This is a genomic window from Alteribacillus sp. JSM 102045, from assembly GCF_041949975.1.
Lineage (GTDB): Bacteria > Bacillota > Bacilli > Bacillales > Marinococcaceae > Alteribacillus.
On record NZ_JBHFQG010000021.1, the window covers coordinates 1 to 16,663 of the forward strand.

The 16,663-nt window shown below is 42.0% G+C and carries 16 protein-coding genes and 1 tRNA gene; 5 read left to right on the plus strand and 12 right to left on the minus strand.

Features of this window, described 5'->3' with window-relative positions; translation table 11 throughout:
• Nucleotides 1–263: 263 nt before the first annotated feature.
• The 8 genes from ACE1TI_RS14000 to ACE1TI_RS14030 all read right to left on the minus strand — a co-directional run bounded on the left by ACE1TI_RS14000 (nucleotide 264) and on the right by ACE1TI_RS14030 (nucleotide 7,031).
• Nucleotides 264–689 carry a hypothetical protein gene (locus tag ACE1TI_RS14000; RefSeq protein ID WP_375008204.1) on the minus strand — a complete coding sequence of 142 codons (426 nt, stop codon included), beginning with the start codon at nucleotides 687–689 and terminating at the stop codon, nucleotides 264–266.
• 424 nt (nucleotides 690–1,113) lie between these two features.
• Complete coding sequence (locus ACE1TI_RS14005) at nucleotides 1,114–1,395, minus strand: DUF4372 domain-containing protein (protein WP_375008205.1); 282 nt, start codon at nucleotides 1,393–1,395, stop codon at nucleotides 1,114–1,116.
• A 449-nt stretch (nucleotides 1,396–1,844) separates the two neighbouring features.
• Nucleotides 1,845–1,920 (minus strand) — tRNA-Val (locus tag ACE1TI_RS14010).
• A gap of 152 nt (nucleotides 1,921–2,072) precedes the next feature.
• A complete protein-coding gene (locus ACE1TI_RS21915; protein ID WP_483860650.1) occupies nucleotides 2,073–2,381 on the minus strand; it encodes a DNA/RNA helicase domain-containing protein in 309 nt (102 codons plus the stop codon).
• Complete coding sequence (locus ACE1TI_RS14015; protein ID WP_483860651.1) at nucleotides 2,359–3,846, minus strand: DNA/RNA helicase domain-containing protein; 1,488 nt, start codon at nucleotides 3,844–3,846, stop codon at nucleotides 2,359–2,361. Before ACE1TI_RS14015 ends, ACE1TI_RS21915 begins: the two co-directional genes overlap by 23 nt.
• A gap of 263 nt (nucleotides 3,847–4,109) precedes the next feature.
• Complete coding sequence (locus ACE1TI_RS14020) at nucleotides 4,110–4,328, minus strand: hypothetical protein (RefSeq protein WP_375008206.1); 219 nt, start codon at nucleotides 4,326–4,328, stop codon at nucleotides 4,110–4,112.
• Nucleotides 4,329–4,801: 473 nt separating this feature from the next.
• The gene (locus ACE1TI_RS14025) at nucleotides 4,802–5,383 is read right to left on the minus strand and encodes a DUF4352 domain-containing protein (protein WP_375008207.1); all 582 of its coding nucleotides are present in this window, start codon (nucleotides 5,381–5,383) and stop codon (nucleotides 4,802–4,804) included.
• A 799-nt stretch (nucleotides 5,384–6,182) separates the two neighbouring features.
• Entirely contained in the window at nucleotides 6,183–7,031 is an 849-nt protein-coding gene (locus ACE1TI_RS14030) for an STAS domain-containing protein (RefSeq protein ID WP_375008208.1), read from the minus strand.
• A 161-nt stretch (nucleotides 7,032–7,192) separates the two neighbouring features.
• Between ACE1TI_RS14030 and ACE1TI_RS14035 the strand changes: the two genes are divergently transcribed.
• Nucleotides 7,193–7,951: a (S)-benzoin forming benzil reductase gene (locus tag ACE1TI_RS14035; RefSeq protein ID WP_375008209.1), complete on the plus strand. Its 759-nt coding sequence runs from the start codon at nucleotides 7,193–7,195 to the stop codon at nucleotides 7,949–7,951.
• 128 nt (nucleotides 7,952–8,079) lie between these two features.
• Complete coding sequence (locus ACE1TI_RS14040) at nucleotides 8,080–10,200, plus strand: heavy metal translocating P-type ATPase (RefSeq protein WP_375008210.1); 2,121 nt, start codon at nucleotides 8,080–8,082, stop codon at nucleotides 10,198–10,200.
• A 58-nt stretch (nucleotides 10,201–10,258) separates the two neighbouring features.
• Here the strand turns inward: ACE1TI_RS14040 and ACE1TI_RS14045 are convergent, their stop codons facing one another.
• Complete coding sequence (locus ACE1TI_RS14045) at nucleotides 10,259–12,271, minus strand: methyl-accepting chemotaxis protein (RefSeq protein ID WP_375008211.1); 2,013 nt, start codon at nucleotides 12,269–12,271, stop codon at nucleotides 10,259–10,261.
• Nucleotides 12,272–12,517: 246 nt separating this feature from the next.
• Here ACE1TI_RS14045 and ACE1TI_RS14050 point away from each other — a divergent pair, with 246 nt between their 5' ends.
• On the plus strand, nucleotides 12,518–12,721 hold the full coding sequence (locus ACE1TI_RS14050) for a hypothetical protein (protein WP_375008212.1): 204 nt from the start codon (nucleotides 12,518–12,520) through the stop codon (nucleotides 12,719–12,721).
• A 543-nt stretch (nucleotides 12,722–13,264) separates the two neighbouring features.
• On the opposite strand, the gene ACE1TI_RS14055 is transcribed toward ACE1TI_RS14050, so the two are convergent.
• Both ACE1TI_RS14055 and ACE1TI_RS14060 read right to left on the minus strand, forming a co-directional pair.
• Nucleotides 13,265–13,516, minus strand: a complete 252-nt coding sequence (locus ACE1TI_RS14055; RefSeq protein ID WP_375008213.1) for a hypothetical protein — start codon at nucleotides 13,514–13,516, stop codon at nucleotides 13,265–13,267.
• Nucleotides 13,517–13,647: 131 nt separating this feature from the next.
• Nucleotides 13,648–14,403, minus strand: coding sequence for a maleate cis-trans isomerase family protein (locus ACE1TI_RS14060; RefSeq protein WP_375008214.1), 756 nt, complete (start codon nucleotides 14,401–14,403; stop codon nucleotides 13,648–13,650).
• 127 nt (nucleotides 14,404–14,530) lie between these two features.
• Here ACE1TI_RS14060 and ACE1TI_RS14065 point away from each other — a divergent pair, with 127 nt between their 5' ends.
• Together ACE1TI_RS14065 and ACE1TI_RS14070 are read left to right on the plus strand one after the other, a co-directional pair.
• Nucleotides 14,531–16,207 carry an L-aspartate oxidase gene (locus ACE1TI_RS14065; RefSeq protein ID WP_375008215.1) on the plus strand — a complete coding sequence of 559 codons (1,677 nt, stop codon included), beginning with the start codon at nucleotides 14,531–14,533 and terminating at the stop codon, nucleotides 16,205–16,207.
• The gene (locus ACE1TI_RS14070; RefSeq protein ID WP_375008216.1) at nucleotides 16,192–16,482 is read left to right on the plus strand and encodes a 2Fe-2S iron-sulfur cluster-binding protein; all 291 of its coding nucleotides are present in this window, start codon (nucleotides 16,192–16,194) and stop codon (nucleotides 16,480–16,482) included. Before ACE1TI_RS14065 ends, ACE1TI_RS14070 begins: the two co-directional genes overlap by 16 nt.
• On the opposite strand, the gene ACE1TI_RS14075 is transcribed toward ACE1TI_RS14070, so the two are convergent.
• Nucleotides 16,457–16,633 carry a hypothetical protein gene (locus ACE1TI_RS14075; protein WP_375008217.1) on the minus strand — a complete coding sequence of 59 codons (177 nt, stop codon included), beginning with the start codon at nucleotides 16,631–16,633 and terminating at the stop codon, nucleotides 16,457–16,459. The genes ACE1TI_RS14070 and ACE1TI_RS14075 overlap by 26 nt on opposite strands.
• Nucleotides 16,634–16,663 lie beyond the last annotated feature (30 nt).

The window sequence follows — 16,663 nt, forward strand, 5'->3', positions numbered from 1 at the left end:
GATTTTGTCCTATACTAGTAGACATAGGTAGGGCATCTCCTCTCGAGTTGATTTGGTCGTTAATTCTGAGGATACCCTACCTCTTTTTTTGTCTCAAGGAACTTACACAAACTATCTTACGCTATCAAAAAGAACTGCTGTAACTGCTATTATAGTGAAGCCTAGCTGTTTATCAGCAATTGACATTCCATAAATTAAAATACCCATAAACACTAAAACTAATAAAATATTGATAATTCGATACCGACTAATCCAAACACCTCCTAGTCGTAATCTTTAATCCTAACTGTTGTTTCCCCTTGGTAATCGGTATGTTCATAAAAAACTGTCTTAACCCTTATTCTCTTTCCTTCTACTGGACTCCTCTTGTAATAACTTTTAAAAGATAAATTACCGTGAAATATCTCTCTATAAGAATAAGCGGCACCTCCTAGAAAACTTGCTACCGCTGAGGGAGTCCCACCTATTAAGCCAACTCCTGAAATTACATTTCCTCCTGAATAAGAGCCAGATCGTCTATATGGTTGTTTGTATGAGTACTCGTAAGAATCAGGTAAATGCATAGGGTGTACACACTGGTGAGCTGGATAGCATGATGATGCTTCAGTTTTTTTTTGTGGTACTGTAAATTCGTATGCTGTAAAATAAGAATAACACTGAGAAGAGCCATTATGAGCTTTTTCAATCATATTCCCCTCCATTTTGCTTTAACGTACCAAACATTCATTTTTATGGAAATGGGGAATAAATAATAAAAAAAGACGCACCCTCTCATAGAGAAGAATACGTCTTTTTTGCTGGCTTCACCCTCAGCCTGATAAAAGTGAAGTGTGTATTTTTGCCCCCTGAACCGAGAGCGTGCTTTCGTTTATCCTGCTTCATTTGTTTTCATCCTGACTCTTTGTCGCTCTCAATTCAGTAGTAGGGCCTATGGTATTATGAGAAACCATAATATTTATGTATAAAACAGAGGAAAATCCTAGAAATATATATTCTCTAATATATTTCGTTAGGATATTTTTGGAAACGGCTCTTAACTACTCTTCCTCATTTGTTTCAACAATAACAATACATTCATTATCATTCACCGGTTAGTACCTGCCTTGACATTTATCAGTTGTTCGGAATACTCTGATTTTTACATTGAGATTTACTAATACTCTTTAAACCTATTTCTTGTTGCACCATTTTATTGCGTTTTACCGTTTCACTAATACGTCTAAGACTGGATAGACCTTTCAACTGGGCAAGAATGAACAGTTTCATAAACGATAGAGTATCCAACTTTTTAACATATCGATCGGTCTTGGAAGAATCTATCATTTTTTGTACTACCTTTGTTTCTAATGGATGAATGTATTTCTTAAATACAGTTTTTGTGGTATGATTGTCCATGCTATCTCCTTATAGTTAGAGATTTGGACTGGACTACCACTCTCTAATTATAAGGTTTTTTTATGCATTTCGTAGTTATAATTCACAATATTGACAATATTAGAAATGTGTTATTTCGCTTGACATTTTTATTTTATTTTCCTGCAACGCTAGTGTATTTAAATGGATTCTCATGTTTTGTTATATTTTTTAAGTTTTCACATATTTTTTGTAAAATTTCGGTTAAGGTTAATGTGAATGAAAAAAAGAACTTCTACTTATGTAACGTATGGCCATGTTTTAGAAGCTGCCAAATGAAATGGTCTTTTCTCAAAGAAGAAAATCAGAAATTCATAACTTTGGTCAACAAACGGTCAACAAGGTTAGTTTTTCATAACATCTACCACTCATTATAGTAAAACTCAAAACAAAAAACCCCTCTACCACGAGGGGTTTAGCATTCTTATGTATGGTGTCCCGTACTGGGCTCGAACCAGTGACCTCCACCCTGTCAAGGTGGCGCTCTCCCAACTGAGCTAACGGAACAATTATTTAAATATATGTTTTTACGACACTATTTATTATAGCGCTAGAATCAGAAATCTGCAATACTCGTCATTAAAAAATTTTTTCTATTGATCTTAAAAAGGCGGTTGAAACCGCCTTACAGCCTGCTTTTTATATAATTGTGTATTTTTTTATCGCAGCAATATAAATAACAGCCCTTCATTCCCTCTGGTCAGCAGGGTTTTGTAAGTGTTGCGTACGATATCATACAGGGGATCCCTTTCTCCCTTTTTGGGTTTTCGCGGGCGTGCTCCTCTGTCATGGAATTCTTCTCTTCGCACGATAATGGAATCTGTTTCTTCGTCACAGCCTAAATCTTTACCTATTATTACTCCGACATAATCCATCTCTAGGCCTTGGACGGTATGAATGCAGCCTACCTGGTTTTCGCATTCCGGGTGGATGGCCCAGTCTATTCTATTTGGGTCGTTCCATGGCATCTAACTCTTTACTGGTTTTATTTTTTGTCCATTCCCAGGCGTAGCCGGCTACTAATCTACCGTTTTTCTTATCCACGATTTCTTTTTTTAATTGATGCGGATCGTCTATCACTTGAAAGTCAAAGTCACCTTCTAGCTTTACCTCATTATTTTCAAAGCTTAGCAAATGTTCTATCCAGGAAATATAATTTCCCGAACCAGAGCATCTAAATTGAGATTCCAGCTCCAAGGTATGCACATCCGCTCCTGCTTTTTCTGCTTCCTGCTTCACCATTTCATAGCTGCCCACGTCCTTTCTTGAAACGACCTGGCTGTCATCTACAAAAAAGACGCTTAGCTTGGAGGAGCGGATGATTTGGGTTGCCTGATTTTCTCCCTCGATTTTTCTCTGCATATGCCCGAATTGTTTTAAACGGTGCGCTTCATCGCAAAGCAGCACATCAAATTGACTTTCTGGTGTGTTGACATAATTGGCGGATCCTTTAAAGAGATCTCTTACTTCTACGCGGCCGGAGGTGCCGATTAATTTTTTGCGAAGGACTTCACGGAATGCCTGGTTCGGCGTGATGTATTCCATATTGGCGCCTGCTTCGAGCATATATCTCATTAAATGCAGACCGATCACAGACTTTCCTGTGCCAGGCCCGCCTTTAATTAGTATTACTTTCTTCAAATCTGTTTGGTTTCGAAATTGATTGTAGATAGAAACTACTTTTTCATAAGCGACTTTTTGCTCGTCCAATAAAACAAATTCTTCATTGCCGCTTAGTAATGTTCCTACGGTTTCAACCAGCTTTTTGGACGGCCTTATTTTTCCTTCTTCTATTTTTTCCGCAATCTCCCTGCCATTGCCATTTGCTACGTGGCTTTTTATTTTTTCCGTTAATTCACGATCGTTAAACTTAAAATATAACGGAGATTCTGCTAAATACTTTCGATATCGATCATTTAACAGAGGCTCTGATTTATTCATAATGTAATTATGTAAATAAGCGCAGGAGTGCATCTGGATAAAAGTATTGGAATAAAGAGATTCATTAAAGTTTTGAAGGTATCTTCTATATGAAGTGGCCTGGTAGGACGGGTGAATGGTTTCTCGTTCCCTTCCGCCAAGAAATGTATGCACCACACCGTCTCCTTCAGCCAATGCAGCCTGCTGCCACTGCTTCAACTTTATAATAAGTACATTTTCTCTTCCATTAGAATCGTGGCCTGTAATAAGAAAGTCTATTCTCTTTTCGGTAGATGGAAGCTTGTATTCCAGCAAAACATGAGAGTCGTTTGTAAGATTGGCATCCCTGATAACACGTGCCATCTCCGGCAAAGAATTTTCCCAGGAACGGATTTCACTGTCTGAAACGACTTTGTTTGTTTTCTTCAGCATATTTTCTTTTAATACATATCCTATTTTGTTGTCGTAGATTTGCTCCAAAAAATCAGAAGAGCGTTCGTTGTATATGATCATTTGAAAAAACTCCCATTGATTAGCACTTTAACATATCATCGGAATGATTTTTGTGTATTTTTCATCATTCCAACACTTCCTTTTTTAAAATTTTAATCTATTTCTTCTATTTTGTTAAACAGGGGTATTTATGAACTGCCACTCCCCGCTTCCTGCTGCTTCTGACGCAGCATTCTTTTTTCCACGGTCCAGTTGACTCCTGGGAGCCTAAAATAACCCCGAAACAGGCTCGGGGTTATCCTTCATCGTATTTTATGAAATCATTATTCTTCTTCCCAGTGCAGCGCCTTAATTTTTTCTTTCACAATCTTTGCTTCTTCATAGTCGGTGGTGAGAAAGGCATCTTTTTCGATGCCCTGGTGTTTTCCGACATAAAGCTTAATGGTTACTGCGTAATGGGGCTCGAGATCGGGGTATGTTAATGTATTGATCTCTACCGTCCCCCTCGTCTCGAGCGGATCCTTTTTGTTGAACAATGACATGGTTTCTCCCTCCTCTTTTTTCCTCTGTTCAGGATAGATATGAACGTTAGAAAATATATTAATGCTCGTCTCTCTTTATGTTTCCAACACCTTATTAGACAAGGAGTTGTCCCAAAAGGTAATCAGTTATGGCTTCTTCGGCAGCCATGGAGAACGGACATTTGTTCCGCTAATTTATATAAAACACGGGGAACGAAAAGCATTGGCGGACATCCTTTCCGTCATTGCGTCCCAAGCAATGTATGTTGCTTCCTCTGCAGTAAATAGCGGATTCAATGTCTGCATGACCTCCGTTTTACAAAGATTTCAATGAAATAACGTACCATATGTCCGCGGCTGCGTCCTCCTTCCTCCTAACATGTAAAAAAAGAGAAACCGCAGGGGGCAGCTGTTTTTTGCTGATGGTTCCCTTTTTTTCTCGGTTTCTCTTATGCTGTTTCATGTATTGTTTTTTCTATGAAGTCGTGGTGATGTTATTCTGCTATTTCTTCTTTGTCAAATTCCCAGATTGCTTGCCCGCTTGTGAACGGATCGTCAAAGATGAATTCGTAATACTCGGAGTCTTCTGCGTCAAAGACGACTTCGCCTTTTAAGTTGCGCCCCGGCCCGATTTCGCTGTCGAGATTGCCTTTGCTGTCACCCATCACGGTCTGGTCCTGTTCATATGCATTGGCAGAAAGCAGGCTCATGTTTAGCATGGTGGAAATATCAGCTGATTCTTCGCCGTTATTCTCGATGTCAAGCTCGATTGCAATGAAGTGATCGTTTTCCGGGTCGGAAAATTCATCTGATGTGTATCTAACGTTTGTTAATGTAATAGTTGTATCATCAAAGTTTACAGCATCGCCAAGGCCGTATGTTTCGTTTTCTGGTGCTTCTTCTTCAGCTTCTTCTGTTTCTTCCGCTTCTGCCTGGTTTTCTTCTTGCTGCTCTGTGTTTTCCTGCGATTCTTGGTCTTCTTCTTGGCTGTCTGCTGGAGCTACTTCAGATTCCCCGCAAGCGGCTAATGTTCCTGCGATGGCAACGGCTCCGATCATCATGCTGAATTTTTTCATTGATAATTCCTCCTGTTGTTTTTTCTCATTTCAAACCGGCAGCAATGCGTTTGCGAGATAGCTGCTCTTTTCCTTTGATTGACGTTAAAGCCAATCAATTAGAATGAATTGGCAGAGTTCATATAAAGCAGCTGCTCCGATATCCCTCCCTTTGTATATTTGGATATTCATATTTTCCAATATATTCTAAATATGTATGTTACATGCCAGTTTGACAACTACCTTTCATATATTACACTTTTGTAATCTTTCTGTAAAACTATGTAACGTACTAATTTTGTGGTAATTAATTCCAATTAATGTGAAAATATAATCATTCTAAGAACAAAAGCGCAAGCGCCCTGATCAGCCTCGACAGGTAATCACTTTCGTCGCCAAAAACGCCACGTCCTGTGGCATTGGCGACTTTAGCACGTCCTGTGCGTCGACGTGTGCGTCTTTTAGCAGAAAAGTCCTAAAGGATGTTCGACTAAGAACGTCACGTCCTGTGACAACGTCGAACTGGCTTGCACAGGATGTGCTGACTTTTGCGTTGCGAACACGATGTTCGCGATTCTAGCAAAAGTTCCTTAAACCGTCTTGGGCCTCCGAGAGGCTGGGCAATGAAGCTAGATGCGGATCAAACAATATGGGGATAGTTATCCAAAACTTGTAAAAACATAATTTCCTAAACAATAAAAAAGAGACTGATACATGATCAGCCTCCTTTGTATATCGAAGGGTCATCGGTTGGTGACCACTCCTACTTTTTCGTCGTTTCTCCTGGTTTCAACAAGCGCTGCCGGTTTTAAAAAGGGGCTTACTCTTCTGCGAAAGCAGAAGCGGTGACAAAATAATCGGAAAGCGCCTGCTGCAGGCTTCCTTTGGTTTCTGCTTTGCTTTCAAAGGATATACCTAAATCAATCATTTTTCTGACGACATCTGGGCGCACTCCGGTAACGATTGGGGTGCTTCCCATAATCGATACGCCTTCGATTACTTTCATTAAATGATTGAGGACGTCTTCTTCTAATTCTACAATTCCGGATAGGTCGAGAATAAGCGTCTGGATCCGCTTTTCCCCAATTTCCATAAGCACTTTTTCTTCGATTGAATTCATTCTCATTTTATCAATCGTTCCGATTAAAGGAAGTACACACATTGTTTTTGTGATCGGAATAATCGGCACGGATAAATTTTCAACAAGCTTGCTTTGGGTTTCAATTAATTTATCTTTGTATGTAGAATAGCTCAGGAAGAAGGAATTTAGAAACTTATCCACGAAATCATTGATTTTTTTCTCCATGGCAAAAAATTCATCAATACCTTTTTTTTGATCGGTTAACTGATAATAATATTGTAAAAAATTCCACAATGTTCTTCTTATCGCCTGCACCCATTCGAGCTTAAAGGTCAGGGTTAACGAATATTTCGCCCAGGCGACCCCTTCCTGCTTTGAAAATTCTATAAGCTCGGCTTCTTGTTCTTTAACCACATGCATCACTAATTTATGAGCGTTTTCTATCAGATTAATGTTGCCGATAAGCTGGATTTCTTCAATTTTTTCTCTGACATTTACGGCCTCTTCTAGTAATTGTTCTTCAAATAAATTGCGGTTTTGGATTAAAAATTCCTTCACATCAAGCCCTTCTTGATAAGCTAAGTCCATCGTTATCACTCCACCTTTAATATAAAATAGCCGGGTTAAAGATATTGTTATTTTCTAATGATAAAGAAAGAAAGCAATCAAAAGAGACACCAATGGTCAGCTACCTTATATTCCCTATTTGTTACAATGATAAACAACGATTTTTTTAGGAGGAAAGAAAAATGGACCATATTATATTGACGGGTGCTTCCCATGGGATTGGGCGTGCTGCTGCGGAGCATTTTTTAAACAATGACATCGTGCATTTATATACGTTGTCGCGTTCGAAAGATGAGGGGTTATTAGAAAAAGCCAGGCAAACGGGGGCTTCGCTTGATCATTTTTCCTGTGATTTGACCGATCGAGGTCAAGTCGAGGCGATTCTTCCGGTTATTTTTCAAAACATTAACCAGGAAACGGTTTCTTCACTTACTTTAATTAATAATGCCGGTACGGTGCAGCCTGTCTCCCCTGCTGAAAAATGGGATCCGGCAGACGCGGAATCGGCTGTGCAGCTGAACTTGCTTGCCCCCATGATTTTATCATCTATTTTCGTAAAAGAAACTGAATCATTCGAGGCTCCAAAAACCGTATTAAATATATCTTCCGGAGCTGCTCACTCTCCGATGCACGGCTGGAGTGTGTATTGCACAACAAAAGCCGGGTTGGAGATGTTTACCCATACGTGCGCGCTGGAGCAAAAACAAAGCAGCACCTCCCCGGTTCGTTTTCTCTCCTTTGCTCCAGGCATTGTTGACACCCCGATGCAGGAAAACATCCGCTCTGTTTCTGAAGAAGATTTTAAAGAGGTTGAAAGCTTCCAGGACTACAAAGAAAAAGGAAAGCTTCTATCTCCGGAATCGGTCGCGGAAAAAATGGACAAGTTACTATTTAAACAATCCTTTGAAAACGGCGCTTCCATTGATGCACAACAACTGTAAAATACACTTTTTTAAAACATCCGGTCAGAAAGCCGGATGTTTTTTCTCGTAAATTCGTTGACATTCAAATGATCATTTGAGTAATATGATGGTATATTCAAATATTCGTTTGATTGTTCGTTGCAGAAATGGAGGTGGGCTTTGTGCCTGAAACTGATCAAAAACAGATTTACCGCATCGAAGGTTTGACCTGAGCAGGCTGCGCAGACACGTTTAAAAAAAACGTGGAGCACCTGGATGGTGTGAATCATGCCGATGTCAATTTTGGAGCTTCCAAACTGACAGTATTTGGAGATGCGTCGGTGGAAGAGCTGGAAAAAGCCGGCGCCTTCGAAAACATTTCCGTCCGCCATGAAAAAGACGACACTCCTGTTCATCAAGAGCCTTTTTTTAAAAAGTATTTTTCCTTAATGCTTTCTTTTCTGTTGCTGCTTACTGGGATTGCTTCTCATTTTTTACATGGAGAAAATAACCCTTTTACGATACTGGCTTTTCTTTCTTCCATTATTGTTGGAGGACATTCGTTGTTCCGGACGGGACTTAATAACCTGTTTCGCCTCCAGTTTGATATGAAAACATTAATGACGGTTGCTATAATTGGTGCGGTGCTAATCGGCGAATACGGAGAAGGTGCCGTGGTTGTGATCCTGTTTGCGATAAGTGAAGCGCTCGAACGGTTTTCAATCGATAAAGCCCGCCAATCGATTACGTCTCTCATGGAAATCGCTCCAAACGAAGCGCTTATCCGGCGTGACGGGACCGAGCAAACCATCGCCGTTAGTGATATAGTAATCGGCGATACGCTGCTTGTGAAACCAGGCGAAAAAATTGCCATGGACGGTCGTATTGCAAAAGGCGTGTCGACGATTAACCAGGCAGCGATTACCGGGGAATCCGTTCCCGTTGAAAAACAAGCCGGAAATGAAGTATACGCGGGAACCCTTAATGAAGAAGGATTTTTAGAAATTGAGGTCACAAAGCGTGCAGAAGATACGACGCTTGCGAAAATCATCCACCTTGTCGAAGAAGCTCAGGCGGAAAAAGCTCCTTCCCAAGCGTTCGTCGACCGTTTCGCAAAGTATTACACCCCTGCTATTATGGTGGTTGCTTTCCTGGTGGCTGTTGTTCCGCCCTTATTCTTCGGGGCAGCATGGAGCACCTGGGTGTATCAAGGGCTGGCCGTGCTTGTCGTCGGCTGTCCGTGTGCGCTCGTCATTTCGACCCCGGTTTCTGTCGTCACAGCGATTGGCAGTGCCGCCAGAAACGGCGTTCTTATTAAAGGCGGGGTTTTTTTAGAGGAAATGGGAGCGATACGAGCAATTGCGTTTGATAAAACGGGAACACTCACCTATGGAACTCCTGCTCTAACCGACATCAACTTTTTTACCGACAATAAAGAAGAAACATTTTCGTACCTGGCTGCTTTGGAGCATTATTCCCAACATCCGCTGGCAGAAGCGATCACCAAAAAAGCGGCCCAGGAAAATATTGATTACAAAAACGTAGACGACTTTCAATCGATCACTGGAAAAGGCATACAAGGACGCATCCACGGTACGATGTACTATGTGGGTAAACCTGCTTTGTTCCAGGATTCCTTACCAGCACATGCCGAACAGATCATCGCCGAATGGACGAATGCTGGTAAAACCGTAATGATGATGGGAACAAACGAGGAAATTTTAGGCGTGTTTGCAGTGGCGGATGAAATCCGCAGTTCGAGTCGTGCTGTTCTTCAGCGCCTGCACGAATTAGGAATAACAGATACGGTGGTGCTTACAGGAGACAACGAACAAACCGCAGCAGCGATTGGAAAATTGGCCGGCGTCCAACACGTGCAATCCGACCTTTTGCCTCAAGACAAACTGAACTTCATTAAAAACATGATGAAACGTAACCGAAAAGTGGCTATGGTTGGAGACGGGGTAAATGATGCCCCGGCCTTAGCCAATTCGACTGTTGGAATTGCAATGGGAGGCGCTGGCACCGATACGGCCCTTGAAACCGCCGACATTGCTTTAATGGCAGACGATTTAGAAAAGCTTCCATTCACCGTAGAGCTAAGCCGCAAAGCGCTTAAGATCATTAAGCAAAACATCGCTTTTTCCATTGGAATTAAGCTGCTGGCGTTGCTGCTTGTGATTCCAGGCTGGCTGACGTTATGGATTGCGATTTTTGCCGACATGGGTGCTACGTTACTTGTTACCTTAAACGGGCTCCGGCTTTTAAAAACAAAAACGAAAGAATAAGGCTATCCTTGGGTGGGTCCCACCTCATAGGATAGCCTTTTCCTGTAAGGATGAACATTTAGCTTTCTTTTTTCAGCGTAAATTGATCAACGACCTCTTTTAGTTCTATTGCCATTTGGCTTAGTGATTGGGCTGATGAATCAATCTCTTCCATGGCTGCGAGTTGTTCTTCTGACGCGGCCGCAACGTTTTGGGTGCTGGCTGATGTTTCTTCGGATATGCGTATCATTTCTCCAAACGCTGCAGAGATTTCCTGGCTGCTCGAAGACAATTGTTCGGATGCCGCTGCAATCTGTTCCATTTGCTGATTCACTTCTAGAGTGGAAGTGCGGATGTCTTCGAATTTTTCTTTCGATTCATTAACTACAGTCATACCATCCTCTACTTCTTTCGTTACATGATTGGCTGATTTGGAGGATTCCTCCATATCGGTTTGGATATCTCTTATAATATCAGCGATTTGACTGGAGGACTGCTGAGATTCCTCAGCGAGCTTTCTCACTTCGTCCGCCACGACTGCAAATCCTTTGCCATGCTCACCTGCTCTAGCTGCTTCAATGGCAGCATTCAAAGCGAGAAGGTTTGTCTGCTCGGCAATATCCGAAATGACATTTAAGATTTTTTCAATTTCTTTGGAACGCTCCCCTAATGCCTGGTTTACTTTATTCGATTGATTAACGGCTCCAAGAATCGACTGCATTTTGTTATAGGTGTTTTGAACGGACTGCCCGCCTTCTTTTGCTTTTTCCATCGTTTGAGTAGATGTTTCTGTAATTTCCGAAGCAGAAGAAGCCATTTGCTGAATACCGTCTGACATTTCTTCTAACGCTTGAACATTTTCCTGTGCTTGCATTTTCTGCGTTTCGGCTCCGCTTGCAACCTTCTGGATGGACGTTGTTATATCTTCAGAGGAGGAACTGGACTGCTCTGCGCTTGCGGTTAATTGCTGGGACGAGGAACTAACTAATTCCGCATTTTGTTCGACCTGCTGAATGATGCCTTTTACATTTTTTGTCATGTTGTTAAAATGATCCGCTAATTCTCCGATTTCATCGCGCGTGTTTACGACGGTTTCATCTTCGGACAAATCACCCTGGGCAACCTGTTTTACTTTTTCTGTAATGATTTGAACCGGTCTGCTGATTTTCCGGGCTACCCATAAAGCCGTTAACACAATAAGCACTCCTGCAGCAGCGATAATAATCATCGAGTACAGCTGAATATTATCGGCCACGGTTAAAATATGATCCATCGGGGTTGCCAAATATAAGCCGTAGCCCGCAAGAGATACAGGGGCATGCGATAATACATATTTTTCTCCATTAAGATTTAGCTGGGACGAGCCAATAGACTCTTTTCCTACTTCAAACGCTGACACCCAATTTCCATTTAACCCAGAGTTCTCCACTGTTTCTCCAATAAGCTCTTTCTCCGGATGCAGTTGAATAATGTTTTGTTTATCAATTAATATAGGTTCAGCTCCGTCTAGATTTTCATCTGTCATTTCTAAAAATTGGTCCACCAATGCTTCAAAGTTCACCGAAGCAGACATTACCCCAATGATTTGATCTTCTTCATTGGTTACAGGGGTGGCAATAACAACAATTCGGTTTCCGGTTGAATTGGAAGTGAGAACATCTGATATCGAATCCTCCCCTTCCATGCCGTTTTGAAAATAATCGCGGTCTGATAAATCCAGGGTATCAATATTTTCTTCTGACGTATGAGCGCGGACAATGCCTGTAGGATCGGTGAAAACCACGGTTTCGTAAATATCACCTTGATCTTTTACATAATTCATGATCTCAAGCTGGCTGTCTAATTCTTTAGACATCATATTTTCTGAATGAGCTGTTAACTTCATTTCATTTAGTCTTTTATCCAGCCATTGTTCTAAGCCGTCTGCTGTACTTAAAGAAATATTCTCCATGGCATCTCGTTCTTTTGCCACAATTTCATTACTGCTTAATTGATAAATAAACACAGATGAAATCATCATTGGAATAAGGCCGACTAGTAAAAAACTGAAGATTAATTTTTTTCTAATCGTAAATTTTTTTCTTCTTTTCATTTTACCACTCCTTTTGACCACAACTTAAAGTATAACAAAAGTCATAGGTCTCAGTGGAGGGTAACTTGTTCATTTGTTTATTTTTATTATAAAAGTCCTACGAGAAGTTTTGAAAAATTTACATGGTTTTTTTGCGGCGAAGCTAGTGCATCTTATTAACGAGGAAACATCCTCAGCAACTTTTTTTGCTTCCTTTAATACGCCTTGTGCTATTGAGGGAAAGCAGCTAACAGGAGATGATGATACGTGGCACATCGGGAGGATAAAAACCGACAGGACCAGAAAAACCGTGAGCTGAACAATGCAAACCGGGAGCGAAACCAAAATCATCAGCGTGAGCTGCACATGGACAACATGAATACGGAATTTGCCTGCGAATCAGAATTTCAAGATGATCTTGACAACCTGAATAACCGAGGCAACCGTGAAGAAGACTGCAGCGACTGCTAAATCTCCTGGAGAGCTGTCCCTATTGGGATGGCTCTCTTTTTTAGTTGGGTGTTGAAGGGATGGAAGTAAGGTGTTGAAGGCGAAGGGGTATGCTCAAGACGGCAAGCGTGGAATAAATTCCGCTATTTTCCTCAATTCCTTTCCATTCGGCGTGTTTGCGGACATCTTGGACCTCTGTCAAGAAAGTGTACACCTAAATCTCGGAATCAGTGTCCGCGATCCCCTCTAATTCAGGCTTTGGAAATTTAGCGGAACCAGTTTCCGTTCCCTAACACGGTCTTCTGAGAAGAACAAAAGCGCAAGCGCCCTGATCAGCCTCGACAGGTAAATGTTCTTCAGTCATGAAAGGCGCTCTTACTTCCACAGGATGTGGTGACTTTTGCGTTGCGAACACGATGTTCGCGATTCTAGCAAAAGTTCCTTAAACCGTCTTGGGCCTCCGAGAGGCTGGGCGCTGAAGCTAGGCGCGGATCAAACAATATGAAGATAGTTATCCAAAACTTGTAAAAACATAATTTCCTAAACAAAAACAAAAGCACCCGATTATTCGGATGCTTGGTAAAGGGCGTGACGTCTTAATTGTGATTCAGCTCTTGCGTAAATATTGCCGGCTTCCTCTTCAGAGATGTCAAATTCTTCGCTGGCTTTCTTTTCGACGAAAGTATCATTTTTTGCTTCGTCGTATTTTTCGCCCGCCTTCTTTAAAAGTTCATACTCTTTTTCCATGAAGAGGTATACATCTCTTTCAAATTCTGGTAAGGATTGAAGGCCATTTCTCACGTTTGCGTCGCTCATATGTAATCCCCCTTTTAATTACATGATAGTATATTTTTTCGATAAAGCAAGTACGTTTTCTCTATTCATTTGATAGTAAAAGAAAAAATAATTCCTTTGTTCTCATTTTTTCTGTATAATGAAAAAATTATTCAATAAATCTGAGAGGGAATTTCTTTTTTTCGAAATAATGTTCCAAGCCCGGTTTGAAAATCAAGACGGCCGGCAAGGCGCAAAGCTTCCCAAAAGCTGACTTGATTAGCGGTAAGTACCGGCTTTTGAATGGCTTCTTCTAAATCTTCGAGCCATTCTGCTGAGTGCAGCGCCGTGTCTGGAATAAAAACGGCGTCTGCTTCTTGGGTGTCGCTTTCTTTTGCAAATTGAAGCACTTCTTGTTTTTCTAACGTTCCGACTTCAGCTGCTGTAATAATGCCTTTGCTTTCATATTGAAGGACTTCCATATCAAACGACTCTAATAGCTGTTTGAAAAGCAGGGCCACATCCAGCGGATAGGTTGCCGCTACCGCTATTTTTTTGGCTTCTATCGTTTTGGCGGCCCGCACAAATGCGAGAGCGGTCGTTGAAGCTGGCACGTTAAGGTGTTCTTCAAGCGTTTGGATTTGTTTTTTGATCCCGCCCATCCCCAACACAAAACTTGCACTCGTCGACGTCCAGAGCACCGAATCAATCGGCTTTTCCTTTAGTTGTTCGGCTCCATCTTTTAAACGATTCACACTCCCCATCTCGCTCAGCGCTTCTACCGTGTGGGCATCTACTAAAAAGTCAGTATGAATCAATTCCACGTCCACAGCCGGTTCGACCATGTTTCCTAAGCGAGGATAATCATCTTCTGCAGCAAAGCCTGGATAAAGAAATCCGACGGTTATCTTTTCTTTAAGTTTTACCATTCCAGTTTCTCCTCCATTTTCTCTTTTCTATCTAAAACCATTATTGACATTTATATGAAAACATGCAAGCTTAAAAATATGAATAGTAAAAATAGAGAAGAATATTGTAAAGGAAGCGTGTGCAACCATGGAATATAAAACAACAGACGTATTAGTCATCGGTTCTGGAGCTGCAGGGCTTTCTGCCGCTGTTTATGCCGCCCAAAAAGAGGCAGACGTCCTCGTTCTTGACAAAGGTGCTTTTGGGAAAAGCGGTTCGACCGTTGGAGCGGTTCAAATTGCCGGCATCGGCTCGTGGTCTGTTCCAGAAGATAGCGCCGAAGCTTATGAAAAGGATATATTTAAAAGCGGACGCGGCTTAAGCGAGCCTGCTTTGATTAAGGCATTAACAGCGGATATCGAAAAGCGGCTGCAAGATGTGCTGGAATGGGGACTCAAGCTTGATCAAAATGAGGAAAAAGAAGTTGCCGTATCTTTAACATCTGGACATACGATCCCTCGTTCGATCAGCGCCAAAAAAGGAAAATCCGGCCTCGGTCTTTTGCAGGTTTTAACGAAAGCTGCCCGAAAAAAAGAATCCATTACCAGCTGGAGCGACGTGATCACGCTCGAGCTTCTTCAAATAAATGGCAGGGTGTGCGGAGCAGTGGTATATGATTTGCGAGAAAATAAACCGTATATCATACGAAGTAAAGCTGTTATTTTAGCGGCAGGAGGTATCGGGCAATTATATTCGATGACAAGTAATCCGGTACAAGCCACGGGCGACGGTTTCTCATTAGGCCTTGGCGCCGGAGCCGCTCTTATCGATATGGAGCAGCTTCAATTTTATCCGGTCAGCCTGATGAAGCCGGATTCTCTCGCTGGATTGTGTATGAGCTTTTACCACCTTGGTAAGCTTTATAATGACAAAGGCGAGCGCTTTATGGAAGCTTATGAGCCGGAAACCCTGGAAGATACGACCCGGGACAAGCTTGCTATCGCGATTGGGAAAGAAATTGCAGCCGGGCGCGGCACTACTAACCGCAGTGTCTGGCTCGATGCTTCAGACCAATTAGAAGCGATTCAATTTTATTTTTCTCATGAATATAAATTATGTGTTGATCGCGGGGTGAACCTGGCTGCAGACCGAGCGGAAGTTGGTCCAGCTGCCCATTTTATAATGGGAGGAATTAGAATCAACAGTGATGCTGCATCAGAGGTTCCGGGATTATATGCAGCTGGTGAAACGTCCGGCGGCCTGCATGGCGGCAACCGTCTTGGCAACAATGCTCTATCGGAATGCCTTGTGTTTGGCGCAAGAGCAGGAGAAACGGCTGCAGATTTTTCTAAAGAAGCGAAGCTTGAAGAAGAGCGTGTGCTGCCGGAAACAGTGGAGCACCTGCTAGCAAAGCTTTCTGAGCCTAGCGAAGGAAACCTCCGTCCGCTTCATATTAAAAATAAAATCCGCACCGTGATGGACAGCTATTTAAATGTGATACGAACGACAGAAGATTTAACTCAGGCAAAAAAAGAGCTTGAGGAGATTGCTGCTGATTTTGCGAACGTTTCTGTTACAAATCCTCATAACAGCTATTCTCGCGAAGTGCTGGATTATATTGAAGCTTTTCATATGATCCGTACCGCTCGTGCGATTGCTGAAGCTGCCCAAACCAGAAAAGAAAGCAGAGGAGCACACTACAGAAGCGATTTTCCTGTTCAAAACCCGGAAGCCTGCCATACCATCGTTTCTTTTAACTACGGAGTGCTTCAAAGAACATCCGGCAGGGTGAAAGGAGAGGAAATGCCATGGAAGTCGAAATAAAGCGGTCAGAAAGAGAGACTGCCTGCTATGATATAGATTTTAAACCGGGGATGACTGTATTAGATGCTGTTGAAGAAATTTACAAAAATCATGACCCCACGATTGCATACCGTTACTCTTGCCGCACCGGTCTTTGCGCGACCTGTAATATGATGATAAACAACAGGCCGGGCTTAAGCTGTATGACCCTGGCGGAACCCGGTGAAAACGGCAAGCTGATGATTGCTCCAATGCCTCGCGGCGAAACGATTAAAGATCTTGTGAAGGAAATGTAGCTTGAACGGTAGAAATGGCCCCTGGTTCGGTTATTTCTTGGAAATCGCCTTTTTTAGCAGCTCTTAAGGAAATCAGTTCCGTTATCATCCTTAAACAAGCAGATGGAAACAGCAGCGTAAAAATAATGGCAGGCAAGTACCTTTTCTTCATGTCATTCCCCCCCTCCTTTTGTAAACTTAA